17 protein-coding genes are annotated in these 23,687 nt (G+C 72.9%); 4 read left to right on the forward strand and 13 right to left on the reverse strand.

The window, feature by feature from the left end; all coding sequences use genetic code 11:
• From CIB93_RS14235 to CIB93_RS14265, 7 genes are all read right to left on the reverse strand, one after another.
• The coding region (locus CIB93_RS14235) for a hypothetical protein (RefSeq protein WP_143660044.1) at window positions 1-189 on the reverse strand (189 nt) is incomplete at its 3' end.
• Between the two features lie 40 nt (window positions 190-229).
• On the reverse strand, window positions 230-1,069 hold the full coding sequence (locus CIB93_RS14240) for an SDR family oxidoreductase (protein ID WP_096627185.1): 840 nt from the start codon (window positions 1,067-1,069) through the stop codon (window positions 230-232).
• Window positions 1,066-1,791: a thioesterase II family protein gene (locus CIB93_RS14245; protein ID WP_096627186.1), complete on the reverse strand. Its 726-nt coding sequence runs from the start codon at window positions 1,789-1,791 to the stop codon at window positions 1,066-1,068. The genes CIB93_RS14240 and CIB93_RS14245 overlap by 4 nt, the downstream gene beginning before the upstream one ends.
• Window positions 1,792-1,865: 74 nt before the next feature.
• Entirely contained in the window at window positions 1,866-3,167 is a 1,302-nt protein-coding gene (locus tag CIB93_RS14250) for a M18 family aminopeptidase (RefSeq protein ID WP_096627187.1), read from the reverse strand.
• A complete protein-coding gene (locus tag CIB93_RS14255; protein WP_096627188.1) occupies window positions 3,164-8,809 on the reverse strand; it encodes a MupA/Atu3671 family FMN-dependent luciferase-like monooxygenase in 5,646 nt (1,881 codons plus the stop codon). Before CIB93_RS14255 ends, CIB93_RS14250 begins: the two co-directional genes overlap by 4 nt.
• Complete coding sequence (locus CIB93_RS14260) at window positions 8,806-12,012, reverse strand: type I polyketide synthase (protein ID WP_096627189.1); 3,207 nt, start codon at window positions 12,010-12,012, stop codon at window positions 8,806-8,808. The genes CIB93_RS14255 and CIB93_RS14260 overlap by 4 nt, the downstream gene beginning before the upstream one ends.
• On the reverse strand, window positions 11,957-13,408 hold the full coding sequence (locus tag CIB93_RS14265; protein ID WP_096627249.1) for an MFS transporter: 1,452 nt from the start codon (window positions 13,406-13,408) through the stop codon (window positions 11,957-11,959). The genes CIB93_RS14260 and CIB93_RS14265 overlap by 56 nt, the downstream gene beginning before the upstream one ends.
• 82 nt (window positions 13,409-13,490) lie before the next feature.
• On the opposite strand from CIB93_RS14265, the gene CIB93_RS14270 reads away from it, so the two are divergent.
• Complete coding sequence (locus CIB93_RS14270; protein ID WP_096627190.1) at window positions 13,491-14,492, forward strand: LuxR C-terminal-related transcriptional regulator; 1,002 nt, start codon at window positions 13,491-13,493, stop codon at window positions 14,490-14,492.
• Window positions 14,493-14,590: 98 nt separating this feature from the next.
• On the opposite strand, the gene CIB93_RS14275 is transcribed toward CIB93_RS14270, so the two are convergent.
• Window positions 14,591-16,258 carry a fumarate hydratase gene (locus tag CIB93_RS14275; RefSeq protein WP_096627191.1) on the reverse strand — a complete coding sequence of 556 codons (1,668 nt, stop codon included), beginning with the start codon at window positions 16,256-16,258 and terminating at the stop codon, window positions 14,591-14,593.
• A gap of 188 nt (window positions 16,259-16,446) precedes the next feature.
• Between CIB93_RS14275 and CIB93_RS14280 the strand changes: the two genes are divergently transcribed.
• Together CIB93_RS14280 and CIB93_RS14285 are read left to right on the forward strand one after the other, a co-directional pair.
• Window positions 16,447-17,148 carry a DUF1707 domain-containing protein gene (locus tag CIB93_RS14280; protein WP_096627192.1) on the forward strand — a complete coding sequence of 234 codons (702 nt, stop codon included), beginning with the start codon at window positions 16,447-16,449 and terminating at the stop codon, window positions 17,146-17,148.
• Window positions 17,149-17,322: 174 nt separating this feature from the next.
• Window positions 17,323-17,694 (forward strand): WhiB family transcriptional regulator, encoded by a 372-nt coding sequence (locus tag CIB93_RS14285; protein ID WP_096627193.1) that lies wholly within the window; start codon window positions 17,323-17,325, stop codon window positions 17,692-17,694.
• Window positions 17,695-17,799: 105 nt separating this feature from the next.
• Here the strand turns inward: CIB93_RS14285 and glpX are convergent, their stop codons facing one another.
• Window positions 17,800-18,831, reverse strand: coding sequence for a class II fructose-bisphosphatase (gene glpX / locus CIB93_RS14290; protein WP_030580130.1), 1,032 nt, complete (start codon window positions 18,829-18,831; stop codon window positions 17,800-17,802).
• Window positions 18,832-19,000: 169 nt separating this feature from the next.
• Here glpX and CIB93_RS14295 point away from each other — a divergent pair, with 169 nt between their 5' ends.
• Window positions 19,001-19,540 carry a DUF4245 domain-containing protein gene (locus CIB93_RS14295; protein WP_096627194.1) on the forward strand — a complete coding sequence of 180 codons (540 nt, stop codon included), beginning with the start codon at window positions 19,001-19,003 and terminating at the stop codon, window positions 19,538-19,540.
• Window positions 19,541-19,704: 164 nt separating this feature from the next.
• Here CIB93_RS14295 and CIB93_RS14300 read toward each other — a convergent pair whose 3' ends face one another.
• From CIB93_RS14300 to CIB93_RS14315, 4 genes are all read right to left on the reverse strand, one after another.
• The gene (locus CIB93_RS14300; RefSeq protein WP_096627195.1) at window positions 19,705-20,295 is read right to left on the reverse strand and encodes a malonic semialdehyde reductase; all 591 of its coding nucleotides are present in this window, start codon (window positions 20,293-20,295) and stop codon (window positions 19,705-19,707) included.
• Between the two features lie 186 nt (window positions 20,296-20,481).
• On the reverse strand, window positions 20,482-20,742 hold the full coding sequence (locus tag CIB93_RS14305) for an exodeoxyribonuclease VII small subunit (protein WP_096627196.1): 261 nt from the start codon (window positions 20,740-20,742) through the stop codon (window positions 20,482-20,484).
• A gap of 65 nt (window positions 20,743-20,807) precedes the next feature.
• Complete coding sequence (gene xseA / locus CIB93_RS14310) at window positions 20,808-22,019, reverse strand: exodeoxyribonuclease VII large subunit (protein WP_096627250.1); 1,212 nt, start codon at window positions 22,017-22,019, stop codon at window positions 20,808-20,810.
• Window positions 22,020-22,259: 240 nt separating this feature from the next.
• Complete coding sequence (locus tag CIB93_RS14315) at window positions 22,260-23,624, reverse strand: APC family permease (RefSeq protein ID WP_096627197.1); 1,365 nt, start codon at window positions 23,622-23,624, stop codon at window positions 22,260-22,262.
• Window positions 23,625-23,687: the final 63 nt, after the last annotated feature.

Consider the following 23,687-nt stretch of genomic DNA (forward strand, 5'->3'; position numbering starts at 1 on the left):
CTCGGCCGCGCGGCGGCGGACGGCCGCGTCCGATCCGGCCGGGGCGGGCACCGCCTCCGGCCACAGCCGGGGGCGGCGGCGATCGCCGGGCCACCACAGCCCGGCGGCGGCGGTGAGGGCGGCGGCGAGCTCGGCGTCCGTGGCGGCCGAAGGCAGGCGGACGGTCAGGGTGTGGTGGGTGGGCGGCACGTGCACGGCTCCTCGGGGCGCGGGGGAGGGGACGGAGAGGTCAGCGGGCCAAGAAGCCGCCGTCCACGGTGACCACGCTGCCGGTCACCTGGCGGGACTCGTCCGAGGCCAGCCAGAGCGCCGCGGCCGCCACATCGCCCGGCTCGACCAGCGCGTTCATCGGCTGGTCCCGGACGAAGGTCTCCTCGTGCTCACCCACCGGCACCTCCAGCGAGCGGGCGATCTCCGCCAGCATCCGGCCCTCCATCGCCGCGTCGTCCCGTACCGAGCCCGGACACACGGCGTTGACCCGGACCTTGCGCGGCGCGTAGTCCAGGGCGACCGCCTTGGTGAGGCCGACCAGACCGTGCTTGGCCGCCACGTAGCCCGCGAAGTGCCGGTAGCCCACCAGCCCCGCCGTCGAAGCGATGTTGACGATCGAACCGGACCCCTGAGCGGCCATCCGGCCGCCCACCGCCCGGATCGCCCGCCAGGCACCGCTCAGGTCCACGTCGATCATCAGCTGCCACTCGGCCTCGCCGATCTCGTGCGCCGGGCGGCCCGAAGGGGCGGCGATCCCCGCGTTGTTGACCAGGACGTCGATCCACCCGAAGCGCTCCTCGGCCGCGTCCGCCGCCTCCTGGAGCGCCGCCAGGTCCCGGACGTCGGCCTGCCGGGTCAGCACGGCGGACCCGGCCTCGCGGCAGAGGTCCGCGGTGTGTGCGAGCTGGGAGGCGGAGCCGAGCGGATACGGCACCCCGGGCAGCTCGCCCGCCACGTCCAGCAGGAGCAGGTCGGCTCCCTCGCGGGCGAACGTCAGCGCACAGGCCCGGCCGAGACCGCGCGCCGCACCCGTGATCAGCGCCGTCCGCCCGGCGAGCCGCCCCCCGCCGCCCGTCATCGGCCGCGCGCCGCGCGTACCTCGGCGGCGACCAGCTCCAGCAGCGCGCCCGGCCGCTCGGTGAGATACATGTGCCCGCCGTCCAGCTCGGCCACGGTCAGCTTCCCCGTCGTCGCCCGGCCCCACTCGGCCGCCTGTGCCGCCCCGACGAGGGTGTCCTCCCGGCCCCGGACCGAGATGACCGGCACCCCCAGCGGCCGGTCGCCGGACGGGGCGTACGACTCGTGGAGCCGGACGTCCGCCCGGAGCGTCGGCAGCAGCAGCTCCCGCATCTCCGGGACCTCCAGCGCCGGGTGGTCGTACCCGGCGAACTCCCGCACCCGGACCGCGAACTCCTCGTCCGGCAGATCGCCCGCCCGGTCCGTGCGCGGCGTCCAGGGGCCGGGCGAGCCGCTGACGACGAGGGCGTCCAGGCGGGGGGCCGCGGCCGACCGCTCGATCCGGTGCGCCAGTTCGTACGCGAGTACCGCGCCCATGCTGTGCCCGAACAGGACGACCGGGCCGCCCGCTTCGCCCAGCTCCGCCGTCACCTGCGCGAACGCGTCGTCCACGGCCGGGGCCGCCGAGGTGTGCGCGGGCTCGGGGAACCGCTTCTCGCGGCCCGGCAGGGAGAGGGGGAGGACGCGCAGTCCCTCCGGCGCCGCCGCCTGCCAGGGCGTGAAGACGGAGGGGCCCGCCCCGGCGAAGGGCAGGCAGATGAGGACGGTCTCTTCGTCGGCCACGGTCGTTCCTGTTCTCTTCTTCGCTGTCTGTATGTACGGATCCCGCGCCGGTCGCTGCCGCCCGGGAGGTCCGGTCAGTCCCCGACCATGATCGTGGTCAGGATCGCGGCGAGGTAGCCCGGGTCACGCACCCCGCACAGTTCGCGCGCCGAGTGCATGGACAGCCCCGGCACCCCGACGTCCACCGTGGTGACGCCGAGGCGCGCCGCGGTGATCGGCCCGATCGACGTACCGCAGGGCATCGCGTTGTTGGAGACGAACGGCTGCCAGGGCGCCCCGGCCCGCTCGCAGGCCGCGGTGAACATCGCGATGCCGGTGGAGTCGGTGGCGTACCGCTGGTTGGCGTTCACCTTGACCGTGGGGCCGCCGTTGGGCAGCGGCCGGTGGTCGGGGTCGTGCCGCTCCGCGTAGTTGGGGTGCACCGCGTGCGCCATGTCGGCGGAGACGCAGAACGCGCCCGCAAGCGCCCGCGACCAGTCCTCCTCGCTGCCGCCGCGCGCCGAGACCGAACGCGACAGGGTCCGCTCCAGCAGCGGGCTCTGCGCCCCCGTCTCGGAACCGCTGCCGACCTCCTCGTGGTCGAACGCGGCCAGCACCGGCACGAAGGACGGCCGGGTGGCTCCCGTCGCCGCGTCGACCAGGGCGCTCACTCCCGCGTGCACCGAGATCTGGTTGTCCAGCCGGGACGCGACGACGAACTCTCGCTCCACGCCCAGGTATCCGGGCGGCTGGATGTCGTGCAGCATCAGGTCCCAGCCCAGCACGTCCGCCGGGTCCTCCCCGGCGCCCGCGGCGACCCGGCGCAGCAGCTCGCCCTCCTGAGGGTCGCCCAGCGCCCAGATCGGCGCGATGTGCCGCTGCCGGTCCAGTGCCACGCCCTCGTTCACCGTACGGTCCAGGTGGATCGCCAACTGGGGAATGCGCAGCAGTGGTTCGTCGATCTGGACCAGCCGGCTGCGCGGGGTGCCGTCGGGGCCGCGCAGCGCGAGCCGCCCGGAGATGCCGAGATCCCGGTCGAGCCAGGTGTTCAGCGGGACCCCGCCGTAGATCTCCACCCCGATCTGCCGCCAGCCCGAAGTCCCGCTGTCCGGGGCCGGTTTGACCCTCAGGTTCGGGGAGTCGGTATGGGTCCCGACGATCCGGAACGGGGTGTGGGCGGGCGCGCCCTCGGGGACGTACCAGGCGATCAGCGCACCGGCGCGGCTGATGAAGCAGCCACCGGTCGCGCCGGTCCAGTCGTCCGTGCCGCGCAGCTCGCGGAACCCGGCCTTCTCCAGACGCTGGGCCGCACTGGCCACCACGTGGTACGGGGAGGGGCTGGCGGCGATGAAGGCGAGCAGGTCGTCGGTGTGGCTGCGGTGGGGGGCCGGAGTCATACGGCGTCCGCCTTTCCGGTGTTCGGCAGTGGCTGCGAGAGGGGCTCCTCAAGGAGCTCCCGCACCGGCCGGTCGGGCCGGGCGCAGAACTCCGCGAGCAGATCGGTGTACGACGAGAGGAGGTCGTGGGCGGTCTCGTGGTCCCACAGGTCGGTGGAGAATTCCAGGAACGTTCGATAACCCTTCGCTGCGTCACGGCGCGGCGCAAGCCCGAAGCACAGCTCGCTGCGGGAAAGCGGCGGTGCCAGATCGGCCACCTCGACCCGGAGGCCGGGGATCTCGATGTCCGTGTCCACGGAGTTCTGGAACGCCAGAACGTGCGGTACCCGGTCGGGGACGCTGACAGCGCCCGCGTCCCGCATCGCCTGCATGATGCGCGCGGTGGGCAGCACATGCGCCATGGCGCCGAGCGCCCCCACGCCCGTACGGACCGCGAAGTCCCCACAGCTCTCTGCAAGATTGGCTGAATCCAGTCGTACGCGGACCATCACCGCCGTGGACGTCATGGCGACCAGCGACTCCGAAGAGGTGCCCTCGCGGTTGGCGTACGGCACGCTGAGCAAGGTGTCCGGCTCCCCGGACAGCCGGGTCAGGAACACCCCGAGCGCCGCCGCCGCGACCGCGAACGGGGTGGTGCGCCGGTCGGCCGCCAGCTTCTCCACGGCCGCCCGCACCGCACCGGACGCGACCCCGCGCACGGTGTCCCCGTGCCCGCTCAGCTTCTGCGGACGCGGCCGGTCCGTCGGTACGGGAACGGCGGACGGCACCCCGTCGAGGTAGCGGGCGCAGAACGCGGCGCGCTCCTCCTCGGCCGCCGGATCGTGGTTCGCCCGCTGCCACCGCGCGTACCCGGGGGCCTGCATCGCCGGATCGGGCAGCCCGTGCGGGACACCCGCGGCGGCCGCCGTGTACAGCGCGGCGATCTCCGCGAGCAGCACGGACAGCGACCAGCCGTCGGCGCAGACGTGGTGCAGGACGAACATCAGCTCCCAGCGGTCCGCCTCGACCCTCAGCAGCCGGAGCCTCGGCAACAGCGGCTGCCCCAGCTCGAAGGGGGCCGCCGCGTCCGCCCGGCACAGGGCGTCCGCCCGGGAGCGCCGTTCGCCGGGCGGCAGCGTCGTCAGGTCCTCCACCGGCAGGGCCACCGGCTCCGCCGCCACCACCTCCTGCCACCACGGCCCGTCCGGCGCGTCCTCCTGCGCGAAGCGGGTCCGCAGTGCGTCGTGCCGGGCGATCACCCCGGACACGGCGGACCGCAGGGCCGTCGGATCCAGCGCCCCGGTGAACGTGATCCGCGTCGGCACGTTCCACACCGCCGGGTCGGGCATGGCGTGGTGCCCGGCGATCATCCGGGCCTGCTGGTCGCTGACGGGGGTGCGGTCGACGAGGGCCGTGTCCCCCGCCGCCGTGGGGCGGCCGCCGCCGGTCAGCTGCTCGGTCATGGCCCGCAGGGTGGCTTCGGCGAAGAAGTCCGCGAGCGGGTAGTCGGTGCCGAGGGCGTCGCGGACCCGGTTGACGAGACGGATCGCGGCGATGGAATTGCCGCCCAGATCGAAGAAGTTGCTGTCGGCGGGGAAGCCGCGCACATCGAGGACGGATTCCCAGACCTCGCGGAGGAGGGCGGCGGTGCCGACGGCGGGCTCGCCGTGCGGCGAAGCGGCCGTTTCGGGGGCGGGCTCCCCGTGCGGCGCGGCCGTCACCGCGTCCAACTGCGCTGCCAGCTCCGCGAGATACCCGTCAGCCGTCTCCGCGTCGAACAGATCCGCGTCGTAGCGCAGCCGCAGCCGCAGGCTTCCGTCCGGGGCATGGGCGGCCATCAGCGCCAGCTCCAGGGGCGCCGATTCCGTGCCCGCCGCCACCGCCTCCGAACGCAGCCCCGGCAGATCGATTCCGGCCAGCGGCGCCCGGTCCAGATCGACTGAAACCGTCACCAGCGGGCGCGGGTTCCCCGGGGCCGGACGGACGGCCGCGAGCAGCGCGTCCAGGTCCACCCCGCTGTGCTCGTCCGCCTCGAACAGCGCCCGGCCGGTGGCCCGTACGGCCTCCGGCAGCGGGGTCGCGTCCGTGGCGGAGAGCCGCAGCGGCAGGAGCGCCACATGGAAGCCGACCGCGTCCGCCGTCGAAGGCCGCCGCCGCCCGAACGTCGTGCCGAGCAGGAACGTGTCCTGCCCCGCCCGCCGCCGCAGCACCAGCTGCCAGGCCGTGCACAGGGTGGCGAACAGGGTCACGCCCTGCTGCCCGCTCCACTCCCGCAGCCGGTCCGCCCGCTCCCGGTCCACGGTCCGGGCGGCCGCCCCGCCGCGCCCCGCCACCCGGCGGCCGCGCGGCCGGTCCGTCGGCAGTGTCAGGACCGGCGGCCTCTCGCCCAGGTGCGCGCGCCACCAGACCAGGTCGGCCGGGTCGTGGGGAGGTTCGGGGGCCCCGAGGGTGGTCCCGGCGGGGCGCTCGAAGACCGGCGGGCGTCCGGCGCGGGCCGCCGTGTACAGCTCCTGGAGGTCAGCGGCGATCAGGGACGCCGAGTGCCCGTCGGTGATGATGTGGTGCAGGCCGAGGACCAGGACGTGGTCGTCCTCGGCCAGCCGCAGCAGCCGCGGGGTGAACAGCGGGCCCTCGGCCAGGTCGTAGGCCCGGGCGCTCTCCTCGGAGAGCAGCGCTGCGATCGCCCGCCCGGGGTCCTGCCCCCGGGCATCGGTCACCGTCAACGGGATGCGCAGCCCGTTCCGGACGACCTGCACGACACCGGGACCGGAGGCGCCGGGCCCGTCGCCCCGCGTGTCCTGCCCGCTCCCGGTGTCCTGGGGCCGGAACACCGTCCGCAGCCCCGCGTGCCGCTCGACCAGCCCGTCCACCGCCGTCCGCAGCGCCGCCTCGTCCAGCGGCCCCCGCAGCCGCACGGACTGGGTCTCGTTGTACGCCGCCGGGTTCGCCAGCAACTGCGCGGCCAGCCACAGCCGCCGCTGCGCCGAGGTGGCGGGCGCGACGGTCTCCGCATCCTCGCCGCCCCGCTCCCGCGTCCGGCGGCGCAGGACGTCCAGGTGCTCCAGGCCCGCGCGCAGCCGCTCCCGGTCCATCCCGAAGTCGACGAGAGCGGCGATCTCGTCCACCCCGGCCCGGTGCAGCGCGGCCACGAACGGGGCGACGCTCTCCGGCGTACCGATCAGGGCCCGCTGGTCGCAGTAGCGGTCGTACGCCCTGCGGAACAGGTAGTCCAGATCCTCCTCGCTCGCCGCCGCCACGTCCCCGCGCCCGAGGTCCAGCGCGGTGGCGGCCGAACGCATCATCAGCGAGGACCGCAGATACCGCACCATCGGCTCCAGCGCGTCGGCCCGCGCCGTGGCGTGGTCCTCACCCAGATAGGTGTGCACCAGCACCGTCACCCGCCCGGCCTCCGGGTCGAGCCCGCACGCCGCCCGCGTACGCCGGTAGTGCGCGATGTTCGCGGCCAGCTCGTCCACGCTCTGGCTCATCAGATGGGTGACGACCCCCAGCCCCCGCCGGGCCGCGTCCTCGTAGGAGGCGCGCTGCCCGGAGGTGGCGAGGAAGAACGGCGGCTCGTCCTGCACCGGGCGCGGCCGGACGCGTATCTCCGCCTCCGCGCCCTCGCCCGTACGCCGCCGCACCGCCTCGCCGCGCCACAGCCGCCGCACCTGGTCCAGGTGGTCGAAGGCGATGGCGCGCCGGTCGGCGAACCGGTCCGGGTGCAGGACGAAGTCCCGGGCGTGCCAGCCGGTGGCACAGCCGATGCCGACCCGGCCGCCGGAGAGGTTGTCGACCACCGACCACTCCTCCGCGATCCGCACCGGATCGTGCAGCGGCAGGACGACCGAGCCCGCGTTGATCCGGATGTGCTCGGTCTCCCGGGCCAGGGCGGAGGCGAGGACGGAGGGGTTCGGGAAGATCCCGCCGAAGGTGTCGAAGTGCCGCTCGGGCAGCCACACGGAGGAGAAGCCGCGCTCGTCGGCGAAGCGCGCGGTCTCGAAGACGGTGTCGTACGCCGCGGGAGCGCCGCTCCCGCCGCTCTCGTCGCTCTGCGGGTAGTCGCCGAAGAAGTAGACGCCGAAGCCGGGGGCGGGGCGGTCCGCCTGCCGCTGGAGGGCGGGCGACGGCGGCCGGGAAGCCCGGGGGAAGAACCCGCCGTCGCGCAGCTCGCGCAGCGAACCCTCCACCGCCTCGGCGATCCGGTCCACGTCCTCGTCCGTGTGGGCGGTGGAGAGGTAGAAGCTGCGCCACTCCCAGACGTACACACCGCGCAGCTGGAGGTGGTGGTAGAGCAACTCCAGGTCGGCGCGGTGCACGAAGCGGAACATCGACCCGAAGTGGGCCAGCTCCAGCGGGAATTCCTCGTCCCGGAAGAAGGAGTTGAGCCGGTCGGCCAGGCCCTGGGTGCGGGCGTTCAGTCGCTCCTGGAGTCCGGGGCCCCGCTCGGTGAGATGGGTGAGCACCGCGCGGGCGGCCGCCATGGACAGCGGGTGCTGCATGTACGTACCGCCGAAGAACGTCGTCTCGCGCGGGGGCCTGCTGGAGTCCCCGTACTGCCAGAAACCGCCGTCGACCCCGTCGAGCAGGTCCGCGCGCCCGGCGATCGCCCCGATCGGGAAGCCGCCGCCGAGCGCCTTGCCGTACGTGGCGAGGTCCGGCACCACGCCGAAGTGGTCCTGTGCGCCGCGCGGGTGGGGGCGCAGCCCGGTCAGCATCTCGTCGAAGAGCAGCACGATGCCCCGGCGTGCGGTGAGCTCGCGCAGGGAGCGCACGAACTCCACCGGCCGCAGCCCCGGGTTGCGGCACTGCACGGGCTCCACCAGCACGGCCGCGATCGAGTCGCCGAGGGCGTCGATCGTCTCCAGGGATTCCTGCTCCCCGTACTCCAGCACGATCAGCTCGGCCACCGCGCTGTCCGGGATGCCCCGGGAGACGGGCACCGCGTGCTGCCCGGGGCCGCCCGGCCGGCCCAGCACGGAGTCGATGTGCCCGTGGTACGAGCCCCGGAACATGACGATCTTGTCGCGCCCGGTCGCGGCGCGGGCCAGCCGCACGGCCGCCGAGTTCGCTTCCGTACCGGACGAGGCGAAGGCGACCCGCTCCAGGCCGGTCAGCGAGGCGAGCAGGGCGGCGGCCTCCCCGGTGTCGGGGGAGCGGGGACCGAAGCGCAGCCCGGCGGCGAGGTGGCGGCCCACGGCGTCGGTGACGGGCTGCGCCTCATGGCCGAGGAGGAGGGCGCCGAACCCCATGGTGATGTCGGTGTACTCGTTGCCGTCCACGTCGATGAGGCGGGAGCCCCGCGCCGAACGGGCCGCGACCGGGTACAGCATCTCCTTGGTGGCGTCCCGGAAGCCCACGACGGCCCGGCTGTCGGCGAGCACCGAACGGTGCCGCCGGGCCAGCTCCTTGGAGGTGCGGGTGCGCTCGGTGAACCGGCGGATCAGGGAAGCGGTGTGGGCCCGCTGCGCCTCGTCCGCGCCGGACCCGGCCATCCCGCCCGCCGCGTCGACGACGAGCCGGGGGCCGTGCGGGGTCGTTCCGGCGGCGGGTGCCGCCGCTTCCGCCGCCTGGTCGCGGGCCGCCGCCAGCTGGGCGGTGAGGCTGCGGGACAGCTCCGCCGCTCTGGCCACGGCGTCGGCGGACACGTTCGTCGTCGCGCTCATCGCGCGTCCGTCCCCGTGGTCCCGGCGCGGCCGGTCAGCAGGGCGACCGCCTCGGAGAGCTGGGTGAGCATCGCGGCCTGGGTCTCGGCCAGCTGACGTATCTGCTCCGACAGGGCGGCGACCTCGGCGCGCGTCGCGTACACCGGCTCGCCGGACGCCGAAACCGGCTCCTCACGCGGCCCGGCCGCCGGCTTCACCGTCTCCCGTGGATTCCCGGGCGCCTTCCGCCCGGCTATCAGCGCGGCCGTCAGCCGGGGTGTGCCCGCCTCCTCCAGGATCTCCCGCATGCTGATCTCCGTCGCGAACTCGGCCTCCAACTGCCGCACCATCCCGATGAGCTGGAGCGAGTCCGCGCCGAGACCCACGAAGGTGCGGTCGGCACCGACCTCGGCGGGGCGGTGGCCGAGGTGGCGCGCGGTCAGCTCCAGCACCCTGTCCAGTACGGCCTGTTCGGTCATGCGGTCCTCCGTGGTGCGTGGGGATGGGAGAGCTGCCCTGCCGTGCGGGGCAGGCAGCTCCGTGAGCGGTGTGGTCGGTGTGTACGGGACCGGGCCGCTCCAGTGGGAGCGGCGCCGGAAGGGGTACGTGGGCAGCCGGACGCGCCGTCCGCCGCACCCGTCGAGCAGCGCGGCCCAGTCCACCGGCGCCCCGGCGCAGTGCAGTGCGGCCACCGCCCGCTCCCAGTGCCGGGCCGGTACGCAGACCGCGTCCGGCAGCGACCGGCGGACCATCCCGGTCAGCACGGCCGACGGGCCCAGCTCCAGCAGCACCGGGGCCCCGGCCAGCCGGTCCAGGACGGCGGCGAAGTCGGCCGTACGGCGGGCCTGCGCGACCAGGTACGCGGCATCAGGGCGCCAGCCTGCGGGGCGCACCGAACCGTCGACGCCGTCGACGAACTCCGTGTGCAGCGGGCGCAGTTCCGTCTTGTCGGCGAGCAGCCCGAACTCCTCCAGCACCGGGTCCAGCAGTGCCGTGTGGAACGCCCGGTCCACCGCCAGCACCTCATGTGCCTCACCCCGTGCCACGAGCAGCCCCCGGGCCGCGTCCACCGCCTCCGGGGGACCGCCCAGCACATGGTGGCGCGCCCCGTTGACCACGGCGAGCTCCAGGCCCGGGACGGCGGCCAGCAGCTCGCGCACCCGGGGCCTGGCGACGAACGCGGCGACCATCGCGCCCCGGGCCGTCCCCTCCTCCATCAGCCGCCCGCGCCCGCACACCAGGCGCATCGCGTCCTCGGTGTCCAGCGCCCCGGCCACGCAGAGCGCCGCGTACGCTCCGACGCTGTGCCCGGCGACCCGGCCCGGGGTGATCCCGAGCCTCTCCCACAGCCGGACCTGGGCGAGCTGGAGGGCGAACAGGGCGGGCTGCGCGAAGGCGGTGTCCCACCGCTGGGGGCCCCGTCCCGCGACGATCCGGTCCAGGAAGTCGCCCCGGCCGGTCTCCTGCGTGTACACCCCCGCACAGGACTCCAGCACCTCGGCCACGACCGGGAAGCGCGCGGCGAGTTCCGCGCCCATGCCCGGGTGGCCGCCGCCCTGCCCGCTGAACAGGAACACCGGGTCCTTCACGTCGTCGGCGACCCCGGTGGCGTACGCCTCGCCCGCCGGAGCCCCGGCGAGGAACGCGTCGAGCCCGGCCACCGGGTCGGCCGTGGTGACGACCAGGCGGTGCGGCAGGAGCCGCCGCCCGAGCGCGGTGGTGGTCAGCAGATCGGCGGGGGCGGGCGCCGTGCCGCTCGCCAGACGGTCGCGCAGCGAGGCGGCGTACGCCCGCAGCGCGTCCCCGTCCGCCGCCGAGAGCGGCAGCAGCGCGGGTACGGGGGCGGGCTGCTCGCCCGCTCCCGCCGGAGCGGCCTCGGGCGCCTGCTCCAGGATCACGTGTGCGTTCGTCCCGCCCATGCCGATGGAGTGCACCCCGGCCCGCCGCACCCCGGCCAGCGGCCAGGGAGACTCCCGTACCGGCAGCAGGAACGGGCTGTCCGCCACCGCGAGCGCCGGGTTGGGCCGGGAGAAGTTCACCAGCGGCGGGACCACCCCGTGCCGCAGCACCTCGACGGCCTTGACCAGCCCCGCGAGCCCCGCCGCGCTGTCCAGATGTCCGATGGCGGGCTTGGTCGAGCCGAGGGCGCAGAAGCCGGTCCGGTCCGTATGGCGGCGGAACGCCTCGGTCAGGGCGGCGAATTCGATCGGGTCGCCCTTGAGCGTGCCCGTGCCGTGCGCCTCCACGTAGCCGATCGACGCCGCGTCCACGCCCGCCGCGCGCAGCGCCCCGAGCACCGCGTCCCGCTGCCCGGCGACCCCGGGCGCGGCGAACCCCCGTTTGCCGGCACCGTCGTTGGTGACCGCCGAGCCCAGGATCACCGCGTGCACGGTGTCGCCGTCGGCCAGCGCCCGCTCCAGCGGCTTCAGGAGGACGGCGGCGGCCCCGTTGCCCCCGACCGTGCCGTCCGCGTCCGCGTCGAAGGCCCGGACCGTGCCGGTGGGGGAGAGGGTGGAGCCCTTCACCGGCACGTGGCCGCTGACCTGCGGCAGGTGCAGGGCCGCGGAGCCCACCAGCATCAGGTCCGCGTCCCCGGCACGCAGCGCCTGGCAGGCCAGGTGGACCGAGACCAGTGCGCTGGAGCAGGCCGTCGACACGGTGAGCGCGGGACCGGTCAGACCGAGCCGGAAGGCCGCCCGGGTGGCGGTGAAGTCCGGGTAGTTGCCGACCTGGACCTGCTTCGCCGTCATCCAGTCGTCCGAGCCGGCCTCGGCCGCCAGGTGCGTCGCCAGATAGCTGTGCAGCGAGTACAGGCGGTAGCCGCAGCTTCCGTACACCCCGATCCGTACGGAACCGGCGCTCGCACGGTCGCCACCCGCGTCAGCACCGCCGTTGCCGCCGCCCGCGTAACCGCCGTCCTCCAGGGCGTGGAAGCAGCACTCCAGGAACAGCCGCTGCTGCGGGTCGGTGAGGTCCGCCTCCCGCCCGCTCATCCCGAAGAACCCGGCGTCGAAGCCGTGCACGTCCGCCAGGAGCGCGCTCGCCCCGCCGTACTCCGGCTGCCCGTACTCCTCCGCCGGCACCCCCGCCGCCGCGAACTCCGCCCGGGTGAACCGGCGTACGCGGGAGACCCCCGCCCGGATGTCGCGCCAGTACGCCTCGGGGCTCTCAGCCCCGGGGAACCTCAGCGCCGTCCCGATCACCGCGATCCGGTCGTCCCTCAACTGCCTCTTCCTTTCGCAGCCCCGCACGCCCCGCGCCCTCCGCGTTCCGCGGAAGCCCCCCGCGGTCCGCCCGTCGCAGTCCCGCGACCCTCACCAGGAACACGGCGGCGACGACGATGGCGGCGCCGTGGGACCAGCCCACCACGGCCAGCGGGGAGAACCGGTCGAGGGCCGCCGCCACCAGGATCATGCCGACGCCGAAACCGAGGTTCTCGAAAGTGGCCGAAAGACCGAAGGCGTGACCGCGCAAGGTGGCCGGAAGTGTCTGGAGATGCGAGGTGTACGAGACCTCGGTCAGGCCGTCCGCGGCTCCCGCGATCAATGCGATCACCGCCGTCACCGCCGGCGGGAACCCGGCGAACGCCGCGATGAACGCCGCCGACATCACCACCGTGCCGTAACCGAAACCGAGCGGCCCCACCGACCGGCCGGTGCGCTGGGTGTACCTCTGGATCACCTGCTGCGCCCCGATGTTGCCGAGCGCCCACACACACCAGAACGCGCTGACGAACACCGCGGGGTTCGATGAGTCCAGGCTGGTCGAGTAGATCGGCAGCGCCGCGTTGTGCGACGAGGAACCGAACGCGTCCACCCCGCGCAGCGCCACCATCAGCGCCAGACCGGGCGCGGCGGCGAGTGCCAGGAACGCCACGGGCGTCCACCGCCGCCCGGTCCTCTCCGCGTCCTTCTTGCCGGCGGCCCCCGTGCCCGGCTCCTTCGCCGTTTCGTCCGCCGTCCCGGAAGCCCCGGGCGTGGCCCCCGCCCCCTTGCCACCCGCGATCGGCAGCACAGCCACCGTCACCGCACAGGCCACGAAGGTCGCCATGTCGATCAGGAACGCCGCCGTGTACCCGACGAGGGACACCACCACGCCCGCCGAGGCGAACCCCGCCACCATGGCCAGCGAACGGCCGGTGATCGAGAGGGAGTTCGCCCACGACCTGCGGTCCTCACCGACCATCTCCGGGATGGAACTGCGCAGGGCCACCATGAACAGCGTCCCGCACGCCCCGATCACCACCGAGACGGCCATCAGCGCCCCGGTCAGCAGACTGTCCGGCGCCAGGACCAGCACCAGCATCACGCAGGCCTGGCCGACATTCGCCCACAGCATGATGCTTTTCGCGGTGAAACGGGCGAGAAGGCCGCCGACGATCAATCCCGCCACAAATCCCGAGGCGAGCCGCACCGCCATGAACAGCCCCATGGCCAGCGCCCGGCCGGTCGTCTCGTAGACGAAGAGATTCAGCGCCACCATATTCAGGAACGTGCCGTACGAAGACAGCGCGTATCCGGCCACGAGGAATCGAAAACGCCGCTCGGAGACCGCGGTGTCCCGTGCGTTCGGGGAGTCGCCGCCCGTCCCGTTCGCCGCCGGACCGTCCGCGCTGCCGATTCGAGATGTCACCCGCACATCCTCATCGAAGACCGGCGCTCGGCGGCAGACTCCCGATTGCACAAAGGTAATCTGCATCCTTGTGAAGGACGATCATTCCCTCTCACCGGTATGTGATTGCCGTGAATCACCGTCGGACCGGTCGATACCGGAACAACCCTGCGAGGCGGCGCTCGCGACCTATCGGCGTGCGCTGACGGAAGGCAGCCTTCCGGCCGGGACGGTGCCGCCCTGCCTGCGCGCCCTGCACCTCCTCGTGGCCGACCGGAAAGCGCCCGGCCGACTCATTCCCGTACCGCCGGAGACGGCGTCCTTCGCCGCGCTCGCCCCGATCGAGGAAGCGATCGTCGAACAGCGCCGCACCCTGCGGTCCGCCCGCGCCACCCTCGCCGCCTTCGAGGGCCTGTACGCCGATGTGCACCGCCAGGAACGCCCGGCCCTCACCCGGCTCTCCGGGGAGGCCGTCATCAGCAAGGCGCTGGACGCCGGGGTCAGCGGCTGCCGCACCGAGGTCCGTACGGCCCATCCCGGCGGCGGCCGCCCGGCCCACGTCCTGGCGGAGTCCCTCCCGCGCGACCTGGGAAACCTGCGCCGCGGCATCCGGCAGCGCACCCTCTACCAGCACACCGTCCGTTCGGACCGCACCACGCTCGACTACATCGACCAGGTGACCGCCGAGGGCGCCGAGATCAGGACGCTGGCCGAGGTCGTCGACCGGTTCATCGTCTTCGACCGGGACCTCGCCTTCATCCCGTTCTCCGACGAGCCGCACCACGCGCTGCGCGTCCAGCATCCGTCCCTGGTCCGCTTCCTGGTGCGCCACTTCGACGAGGCCTGGGCCCGCGCGGTCCCGGTCCGCCCCGAACGCGCGCCGCTGCGTACCCCCGTGGTCACCTCAGACCTCCAACGGGCCATCCTCCAGGCCGTGGTGAACGGTGAGACGGACGCCGCCATCGGCCGCCGGATCGGCCTGAGCCGCCGCAGCGTGGCCGAGCACATGCGTAGGGTCTCCGAGCAGCTGGGCAGCACCAGCAGGGCCCAACTGGGCTATCTGGTGGCGACGTCGGGCCTGCTGGACGACTGAGGAACGCCGTGGACGACTGAGGAACGCCGTGGGGGCCTGCCGAAACGCCGTGAGGGCCCGTCCGTCCGGACGGGCCCCCACACCAGCTGCGCGACGGGTCAGCCCAGACCCGGCCCCCGCACCGGAATGCTGGTGAACGTCGGAGCCGGGGCGGGCTCGGTGAAGAAGTCGTTGCCCTTGTCGTCGACGACGATGAACGCGGGGAAGTCCTCGACCTCGATGCGCCAGACCGCCTCCATGCCGAGCTCCTCGTACTCGACGACCTCGACCTTCTTGATGCAGTCCTGCGCGAGGCGGGCCGCCGGGCCGCCGATCGAGCCGAGGTAGAAGCCGCCGTGCGCACCGCAGGCGTCGGTGACCTGCTTGCTGCGGTTGCCCTTGGCGAGCATCACCTTCGAGCCGCCCGCCGCCTGGAACTGCTCGACGTAGGAGTCCATGCGGCCGGCCGTCGTCGGGCCGAAGGAGCCGGAGGCGTACCCCTCGGGCGTCTTCGCCGGACCGGCGTAGTAGACCGGGTGGTCCTTCAGGTACTGCGGCATCTCCTCGCCCGCGTCGAGGCGTTCCTTGATCTTGGCGTGCGCGATGTCACGGGCCACGACCAGCGGGCCGGTCAGCGAGAGCCGGGTCTTGACCGGGTACTTGGTCAGTTCGGCCAGCACCTCGTCCATCGGCCGGTTGAGGTCGATCTTAACGACATCCCCGGCCTCGTCGAGGTGCTCGTCGGTGGTGTCGGGGAGGAAGCGCGCCGGGTCCTTCTCCAGCTGCTCCAGGAAGACGCCCTCGGCGGTGATCTTCGCGGTGGCCTGGCGGTCGGCCGAGCAGGAGACGGCGATGGCGACGGGCAGCGAGGCGCCGTGCCGGGGCAGGCGCACCACACGCACGTCGTGGCAGAAGTACTTGCCGCCGAACTGCGCGCCGATGCCGATCTTCTGCGTCAGCTCGAAGACCTTCTCCTCCAGCTCCTTGTCCCGGAAGCCGTGCCCGGTGGGGGAGCCCTCGGCGGGCAGCTCATCCAGGTAGTGCGCGGAGGCGTACTTGGCGGTCTTCAGCGCGAACTCCGCCGAGGTGCCGCCGACCACGATCGCCAGGTGGTACGGCGGGCAGGCCGCGGTCCCCAGCGAACGGATCTTCTCCTCCAGGAACTTCATCATGGAGGCCTCGTTCAGGACGGCCTTCGTCTCCTGGTAGAGGAACGACTTGTTGGCCGAGCCGCCGCCCTTCGCCATGAAGAGGAACTTGTACGCGCCGCCGTCGGTGGCGTACAGCTCGATCTGGGCCGGGAGGTTGGAGCCGGTGTTCTTCTCGTCCCACATGGTCAGCGGGGCCATCTGCGAGTAGCGCAGGTTGAGCTTGGTGTACGCGTCGTAGATCCCGTGCGACAGGGCCTGCTCGTCACCGCCCTCGGTCAGCACGTTCTGCCCGCGCTTGCCCATGACGATGGCCGTACCGGTGTCCTGGCACATCGGCAGGACGCCCGCGGCGGCGATGTTCGCGTTCTTCAGGAGGTCCAGCGCCACGAACTTGTCGTTGGAGGAGGCCTCCGGGTCGTCGACGATCCGCCGCAGCTGCGCCAGGTGGGCCGGGCGCAGGTAGTGCGAGATGTCGTGCATCGCCTCGGCGGCCAGCGTGCGCAGCGCCTCCGGCTCGACCTTGAGGAACGTACGGCCGTCGGCCTCGAAGGTGGAGACACCCTCGGCGGTCACCAGGCGGTACGGCGTGGTGTCCTCTCCCAGGGGGAGCAGATCGGAGTACGCAAACTCTGGCATTACGGCCATTCCTCACTCGGCGACAGCGGCTGACCTCCCTTGGGCAGCGCATCAACCAGGGTAGAACGCCGCCACGGCGCCGATCCTGTGAGGTAAGGCTCACCTGGAATCCGCCGGGGTTCCCGGCCCGTGGGGCACGCCGGTTGAAGGGGTAGTCGCGATCTATCGCGTTTGGGTAGGCTGGGACGGTGGATCTGGAGAAGCAGCCTCAGCAGCCCGCCGCGCCGACAGTGCCGACAGCTCCGCCGCCCGCCGCCGCGGACGCGGACGGCATGCGCGCCTCCGACGCGGACCGCGACCGGATCGCGGACATCCTGCGGGAGGCGATGGCCGAGGGCCGTCTGACGGCGGACGAGCACGCGGAGCGGGTCGATCTGGTCTACCGCGCCAAGACCGTCGGCGAACTCCAGCCGCTGGTCCGTGACCTGCCCGCGTCCTCCGTTCCCACCGCCGAGCGGCCTGGCCCCCGCCCGTACAGCTACGGCCCCGAGGTCCCGGAGGGCCCCGCGGACAATCTCGTCGCGGTCTTCAGCAGCTCCGTCCGCAAGGGGCGTTGGCGGGTCGGCGGCCGGACGAACGCCTTCGCGCTCTTCGGCAGCGTGGAGATCGATCTGACCGAAGCGCTTTTCGGCCAACGCTTCACCGTCATCAACGCGACGTCCATCTTCGGCAGCGTCGAGATCAGGGTCCCGGAGAACATCTCGCTGCGCGGCAACGGAACGGGCGTGTTCGGCAGTTTCGAGGTGAAGACGCTCGAATCGGCCGATCCGGAAGCACCGGTCGTCGTCGTGAACGGCTATTCCGTGTTCGGGAGCGTGGAGGCGAAGCCCAAGAGGGGCAAGTTCGTCGCGGACCTCCAGAAGCGGCTGCGCAAACACTTCGGTCACTGAATGCCGTGCGACAGGCGGCGCCGTTAACCGGCGTTAATCGGCCAGTGTGCTGCGCGGGCGCATTGTGCCGCGTAGCGCGTCGGCGCCACGCAGTGCATAGGCGTACGCACAGCGGGTAGGGAGTGCTGCATCGTCTCTCGCTCGCGAAGCCGTAGCCGTCGTCAGGAGTAGACCGTGCTGCAACCGCCGCATCAGCCTCTGCAGGTCGCCGCCGTTCCGGCCCAGCGGACCCCCGCTCGGGAGGACGATGCGGGCCCCTGGCATTCGGAGGCGGCCTGCCGCCGTGACGAAGCGGGCCTGTTCTTCGCCCCGTCGAAGGAACCGACCGCCGCCCGGCTGGCCCGCGAGGAGGCCGCGAAGCGCGTCTGCGCCCGCTGTCCGGTCATGGTGGAGTGCCGGGAGCACGCGCTGATGCAGCCCGAGCCGTACGGGGTGTGGGGCGGGCTCACCGCCGCCGAACGCCGTGTGGCCCTGGCCCGGCGCCGCCGGCGCGACATCGAGCTGACGGCCGCGACGACTGCCGAGCACATAGCCGCGGCGGGCTGAAGGCACGGAGAACGTACGGGAGGGGATGCGGCAGCGATTCGTCGCTCCCGCACCCCCTCCCCGCTGCATCTCCGCCCGCGCCCCTCGGCCCCCTCGCTCGCGGAGCTACTTCGCGCGGTCGAAGTCGATGGCGCTGTAGGCGCGCAGCTTCGACAGCCGGTGCGTCGAGCTGATGGTCCGGATCGTGCCGGACTTCGAGCGCATCACGATCGACTCGGTGGTCGCCGTCTCCGCGCGGTACCGCACACCGCGCATCAGCTCACCGTCGGTGATCCCCGTCGCCACGAAGAACACGTTGTCGCCGCTGACCAGGTCGTCGGTCGACAGCACCCGGTCCAGATCGTGGCCCGCGTCCAGCGCGCGCTGCCGCTCGGCCTCGTCCTTGGGCCAGAGCTTGCCCTGGATGACGCCGCCGAGGCACTTTATGGCGCACGCCGAGATGATGCCCTCGGGCGTGCCGCCGATGCCCATGAGCAGGTCGACGCCGGTGCCCTCGCGGGCCGCCATGATCGAGCCCGCGACATCGCCGTCGGAGATGAACTTGATCCGCGCACCCGTCTCGCGGATCTCCTTGACGATGCCCTCGTGGCGGGGGCGGTCCAGGATGACCACGGTGACGTCCTCGGGCGTGGAGTTCTTCGCCCGCGCGACGCGCCGGATGTTCACCGACACGGGTGCGTTGATGTCGACGAAGTCCGCCGCCTCGGGCCCCGTGACCAGCTTGTCCATGTAGAACACCGCGGACGGGTCGAACATCGCGCCGCGGTCGGCGGCCGCCAGCACGGCGATGGCGTTCGGCATGCCCTTGGCGTTGAGCGTGGTGCCGTCGATCGGGTCGACGGCGATGTCGACCTCGGCGCCGGTGCCGTCGCCGACCCGCTCGCCGTTGAACAGCATGGGGGCCTCGTCCTTCTCGCCCTCACCGATGACGACGACGCCGTTCATCGAGACGGTCGAGACGAGGGTCCGCATGGCCTTCACGGCGGCGCCGTCGGCGCCGATCTTGTCGCCGCGGCCCACCCAGCGCCCGGCGGCCATGGCGGCGGCCTCGGTGACCCGGACCAACTCCAGGGCCAGGTTGCGGTCGGGGGCCTCCGGGGAGACCTCTAGCTGGGACGGCAGATGATGCTCGGACATCGGAGCGCACCTTTCTGTACGGCGACGACCGGATATGAGGGTGCTGTGACTCTATCGGTAGGTCGATAAAATGAGCAGAGCGGGTCACGCATGAGCACGCCGGGTGACCCGCCCGCCGGACACCGCCCCACCCCACCCTGCGTCCGGGCGCGCGAGGGTGCGTGCCACCATGGACCCCGTGGCAAGCAAGCGAGGCAAGCAGACGGCCAGGAACATGCTCCTGTCGACCCTGGTGACCGCCGCCTGTGCGGGCGTCATCTACATCTTCATTCCGCACGACGAGAACGCCGACCCGATCAAGGCCGTCGACTTCTCCGTGGAACTGGCGACGGTGCGCACGACCGCGCCCTACCCGGTGGCCGCGCCGGAAGGGCTGCCCGAGAAGTGGAAGGCCACGTCCGTGACGTACGACAGAACCGCGGGCAAGGCCTGGCACCTCGGCTTCCTCGACCCGGACCGCAGGTACGTCGCGGTCGAGCAGTCCATCACTCCCGCGCGCGAGTACGTCCCCGAGGTCACCCACAAGGCCAAGGACACCGGGGCCACCGAAGCGGTCGCGGGCCGCACGTGGCAGGTCTGGGAGGGCCCGAAGTACAACGCCCTCGTTCTCCAGGAGAAGGGCCACACCACCGTGGTCACGGGCTCGGCGCCCAAGGAGAGCCTGATCGAGATGGCCGCCGCGCTGAAGACGGAGGCGGCGGCTCCCTGAGCGGTACGCAACTGCGAAGGGGCCCCGCGGGCACCACGGGCCGCGCCGGGGCCGCCCACGAGTCGTACTCACGCACGAAGGGGGCCCCGGAACATCGTGTGTTCAGGGGCCCCTCGGCGTACGGACGCGTACGGCGGTTCTCCGGACGGGCGAGCGATCCGCGCTCAGACGGTCGTGACGACCTCGTCGAAGGAGAGGCGCGGGCTGCGCGGGAACCAGGCGTCCTCGCCCGGCTTGCCGATGTTCACGACCATCAGCGGGGTGTGGTCGCCGTCCAGGAACTCCTTCTGGATGCCCGCGGCGTCGTAACCGGTCATCGGGCCGGCGGCCAGACCGGCGGCCCGGACACCGATGATGAAGTAGGCGGCCTGGAGCGCGGCGTTGAGACCGGCGGCGGACTCACGGGCCGGGCGCTCGGAGAAGAAGAGGTCCTTCGCCTGCGGGAAGTGCGGAAGCAGCGCCGGGAGTTCCTCGTGGAACTCGTTGTCGGCGGCGAGGATCGCGACCAGCGGGGCGGTGGCGGTCTTCGGGCGGTTGCCCTCGGCCATGTGCTGCACCAGGCGCTCGCGGCCCTCGGCGGAGCGGACCAGGACGACGCGCAGCGGCGACTGGTTGAAGGCGGTCGGGCCGAACTTGACCAGGTCGTAGATCGCCTGGACCTGCTCGTCGGTCACCGGCTCGTCGGTGAAGGTGTTGGCGGTGCGGGCCTCGCGGAAGAGGAGGTCCTGAGCGGCGGGGTCGAGAACGAGCGACATCTGGTGTGTACCTTCCAGGCGGAGCAGGGGTTGGCGATGCACCGACCGTAAGCCAGGAATAGGTTAACTTTCAACTAAATCGGTGCGAGAGTGATCCACTCCACAGGCCGAGAGCCTTGCGGGCAGGTGAACGGCCTGCGCCCGCCTGCCTGCCCGCGTCTCTGAGAGGTAGGGCCGTTGAGGTGCTCAGCCATCGGCGGCCGTGCCGGAGCCGCCGGAGCCGGATTCCGGGCGGGCGAGCGCGGCGTCCAGCCGCGCCCGGGCGCCCTCAAGCCAGCGTCGGCAGACCTTGGCCAGCTCCTCGCCCCGCTCCCACAGGGCCAGCGACTCCTCCAGCGTCGTGCCGCCCGCCTCCAGCCGGCGTACGACCTCGATCAGCTCGTCGCGCGCCTGCTCGTACCCGAGCGTGCCCGTCGCGGCAGCCGCCGCCGTACTGTCGTCCGTCATGTGATCCACCCTAGGTGTGTCGTCCTGTGCCCCACCGCTCCGCGGGGGCTTCGTGTCCGCGGGCCTCACCCGTCCACCCGCACCGTGAACTCGCCCTCCGACACCCGCGCCCGCAGCGGCTCGCCGGGGGCCCCGGCCTCGTCGGGGGAGCGCACCACATGGCCGTCGGGCCGCTGGAGCACCGCGTACCCCCGCTCCAGCGTCGCGGCCGGTGACAGCGATACGACCCGGGCGAGGGTGTGCGAGAGCTCCGAGTCGGCCCGGTCCAGCAGATGGCCCAGCACCCGGCGGCTACGCCCGAGAAGCGCGTCCACCTCGGCCTCGCGCTCGTCCACCAGCCGCTGCGGGCGCTCCATCGCGGGACGGCCCAGCGCGTGCGCGAGCCCGCGCTCCTCGCGGTCCAGGATGCCCCGTACGGTCCGGAGCGCCCGGTCCCGCAGCTGCTGCACCCGCTCCAGCTCCTCACCCACGTCGGGGACGACCTTCTTGGCCGCGTCCGTGGGCGTGGAGGCGCGCAGGTCGGCCACCAGGTCCAGCAGCGGGGAGTCGGGCTCGTGCCCGATCGCGGAGACCACCGGCGTACGGCAGGCAGCCACGGCCCGGACCAGCTGCTCGTCGGAGAACGGCAGCAGGTCCTCGACGCTGCCGCCGCCCCGGGCCACCACGATCACGTCCACCTCGGGCAGCGCGTCCAGCTGCTCGACCGCCTGCACCACCTGAGCGACCGCGTTCACCCCCTGCACGGCGGTGTTGCGGACCTCGAAGCGCACGGCGGGCCAGCGACGGCGGGCGTTCTCCAGGACGTCGCGCTCGGCGGCGGAGGCCCGTCCGCAGACCAGCCCGATGAGCTGGGGGAGGAAGGGCAGCGGCTTCTTGCGGTCCAGCGCGAAGAGTCCCTCGGCGGCGAGCGACTTCTTCAGCTGCTCCAGCCGCACGAGCAGCTCGCCGATCCCGACCGGCCGTATGTCCGTGGCCCGCAGCGACAGCTGCCCCCGGGGCGCGTACCACTCGGGCTTGGCGAGGACGACGACGCGTGCGCCCTCCGTCACCACATCGGCGATCCGGTCGAAGACCTGCCGGAAGCAGGTCACGCTCACGGAGATGTCGTGGGACGGATCGCGCAGCGTCAGAAAGACGACCCCGGCCCCCGGCCGCCGCGACAGCTGGGTGATCTGCCCCTCCACCCAGATGGCACCGAGCCGGTCGATCCACCCCCCGATGAGCCGTGACACCTCACCGACGGGCAGCGGTGCTTCGGCGGACGTGTTGAGAGCCATACGGGCGAGCGTATCGGCAGCCACCGACAGGACGAGGGGGCCGCGCGCCCATACGGCACGGAACCGGAGGCTCGCCTCGGGGCAGGACCCGACGGGTACGCCCCCGGACCGGCCGTTCACCTCTCCGTACTACCCGGGACTGGCCGCTCACGCCTCCGTACGACCCCGGACCGGCTGCTCACGCCTCCGTACTACCCGGGACCGGCCGTTCACGCCTCCGTACGACCCGGGACCGGCCGTTCACCTCCCCGTACGGCTCCGACCGCCCGCCCCTTGTACGGCCAGCACCACCAGCCCCACGCCGAACCAGCAGAGCCCCACCAACTGGGCGCTCGTCGTCGCCTCCACGATGACCGCGACCAGGATGCCCGCGCCGAACACCGGGACGAGGACGTGCCGCCACCACACCGGCGGCCCTGCCATCCGGCGGATGACGAACCAGCCGACCACCGACGCGTGCAGCATCACGAACGCGGTGAGCGCGCCGATGTCCACGACGGAGACCAGATGGTCCAGGCCGTCGTCGCGCCGGGCGGCCCACACGGCGGCCACCATCGTCACGGCCGCCGTGCCCAGGATCGCGAGCCGCGGCACGCCCGACTTCGGGTCGACCTTCGCGAGGACGGCCGGCAGCCGCCGCTCCCGGGCCATCGCGAAGACGAGCCTCCCGGCGGCCGCCTGCCCCGCCAGCGCGGCGAACGCGGCGCCGATCGCCTTGCTGACCGCGACCAGGTCATGCAGCCAGGTCCCGACGGAGGCGTCGACGGCGTCGTAGAAGGCCGACCCCTGGGCCGCCGGATCCGCGGCCAGCTCCGCCGAGCTCGTCGGCTCCAGCAGCGCTGCCAGGTAGGTCTGGACGACGAACAGCACTCCGGCCAGCACCAGACAGAAGAGCACCGCCCGCGCCACCTTCCGCGAGCCGCCCGTCACCTCCTCGGCGAACGAGGCGATGGCGTCGAAGCCCAGATACGACAGCACGGCGATCGACACGGCCCCCAGCACCGCCGCCATGGAGAACGCGGTGTCCCCGGCCAGCGGCGTCAGCCAGCCGCGCTGCGCCCCGTCCCGTACGAGGACGACCACTGCCGACACCACGAACACCAGCAGCACCACGATCTCCATGGCCAGCACGGCGAAGCCGACCCTGGCGGCCGCCCGCACGCCCCAGAGATTGAGCAGCGTGGTCACGAGCACCGCGAGCGCGGTCCACACCCACCGCGAGACCTCCGGGACCAGGGCGTTCATCGCGATCCCGGAGAAGAGATAGGCGACGGCGGGGATGAGCAGATAGTCGAGCATCGCCATCCACCCGGCGATGAACCCGGGTCCTTCCCCGAGCCCTTTCCGCGCATACGTGAACACCGAACCGGCCAGCGGGGCGACCCGGACCATCTGGGCGTAACTGAAGGCGGTGAACGCCATGACGATGGTCGCCACGAGGTAGACGAGCGCGACCGCGCCGCCGGACTTCGCGTCCAGGGTGCCGAACACCCCGACGGGGGCCATGGGGGCGATGAAGAGCAGCCCGTAGACGACGAGATCCCGGAACCCGAGCGTCCGCCGCAGCCGCCCCGCCTCGACGCTGCTTCCGGAGACCGACGTCATGAACCCTCCACCATCACCGTCCGGCACCAACCGCTCACCCGCGACCACCAGTCTCTCCGCCGG

Source organism: Streptomyces sp. WZ.A104, assembly GCF_002382885.1.
Taxonomy (GTDB): Bacteria; Actinomycetota; Actinomycetes; order Streptomycetales; family Streptomycetaceae; genus Streptomyces.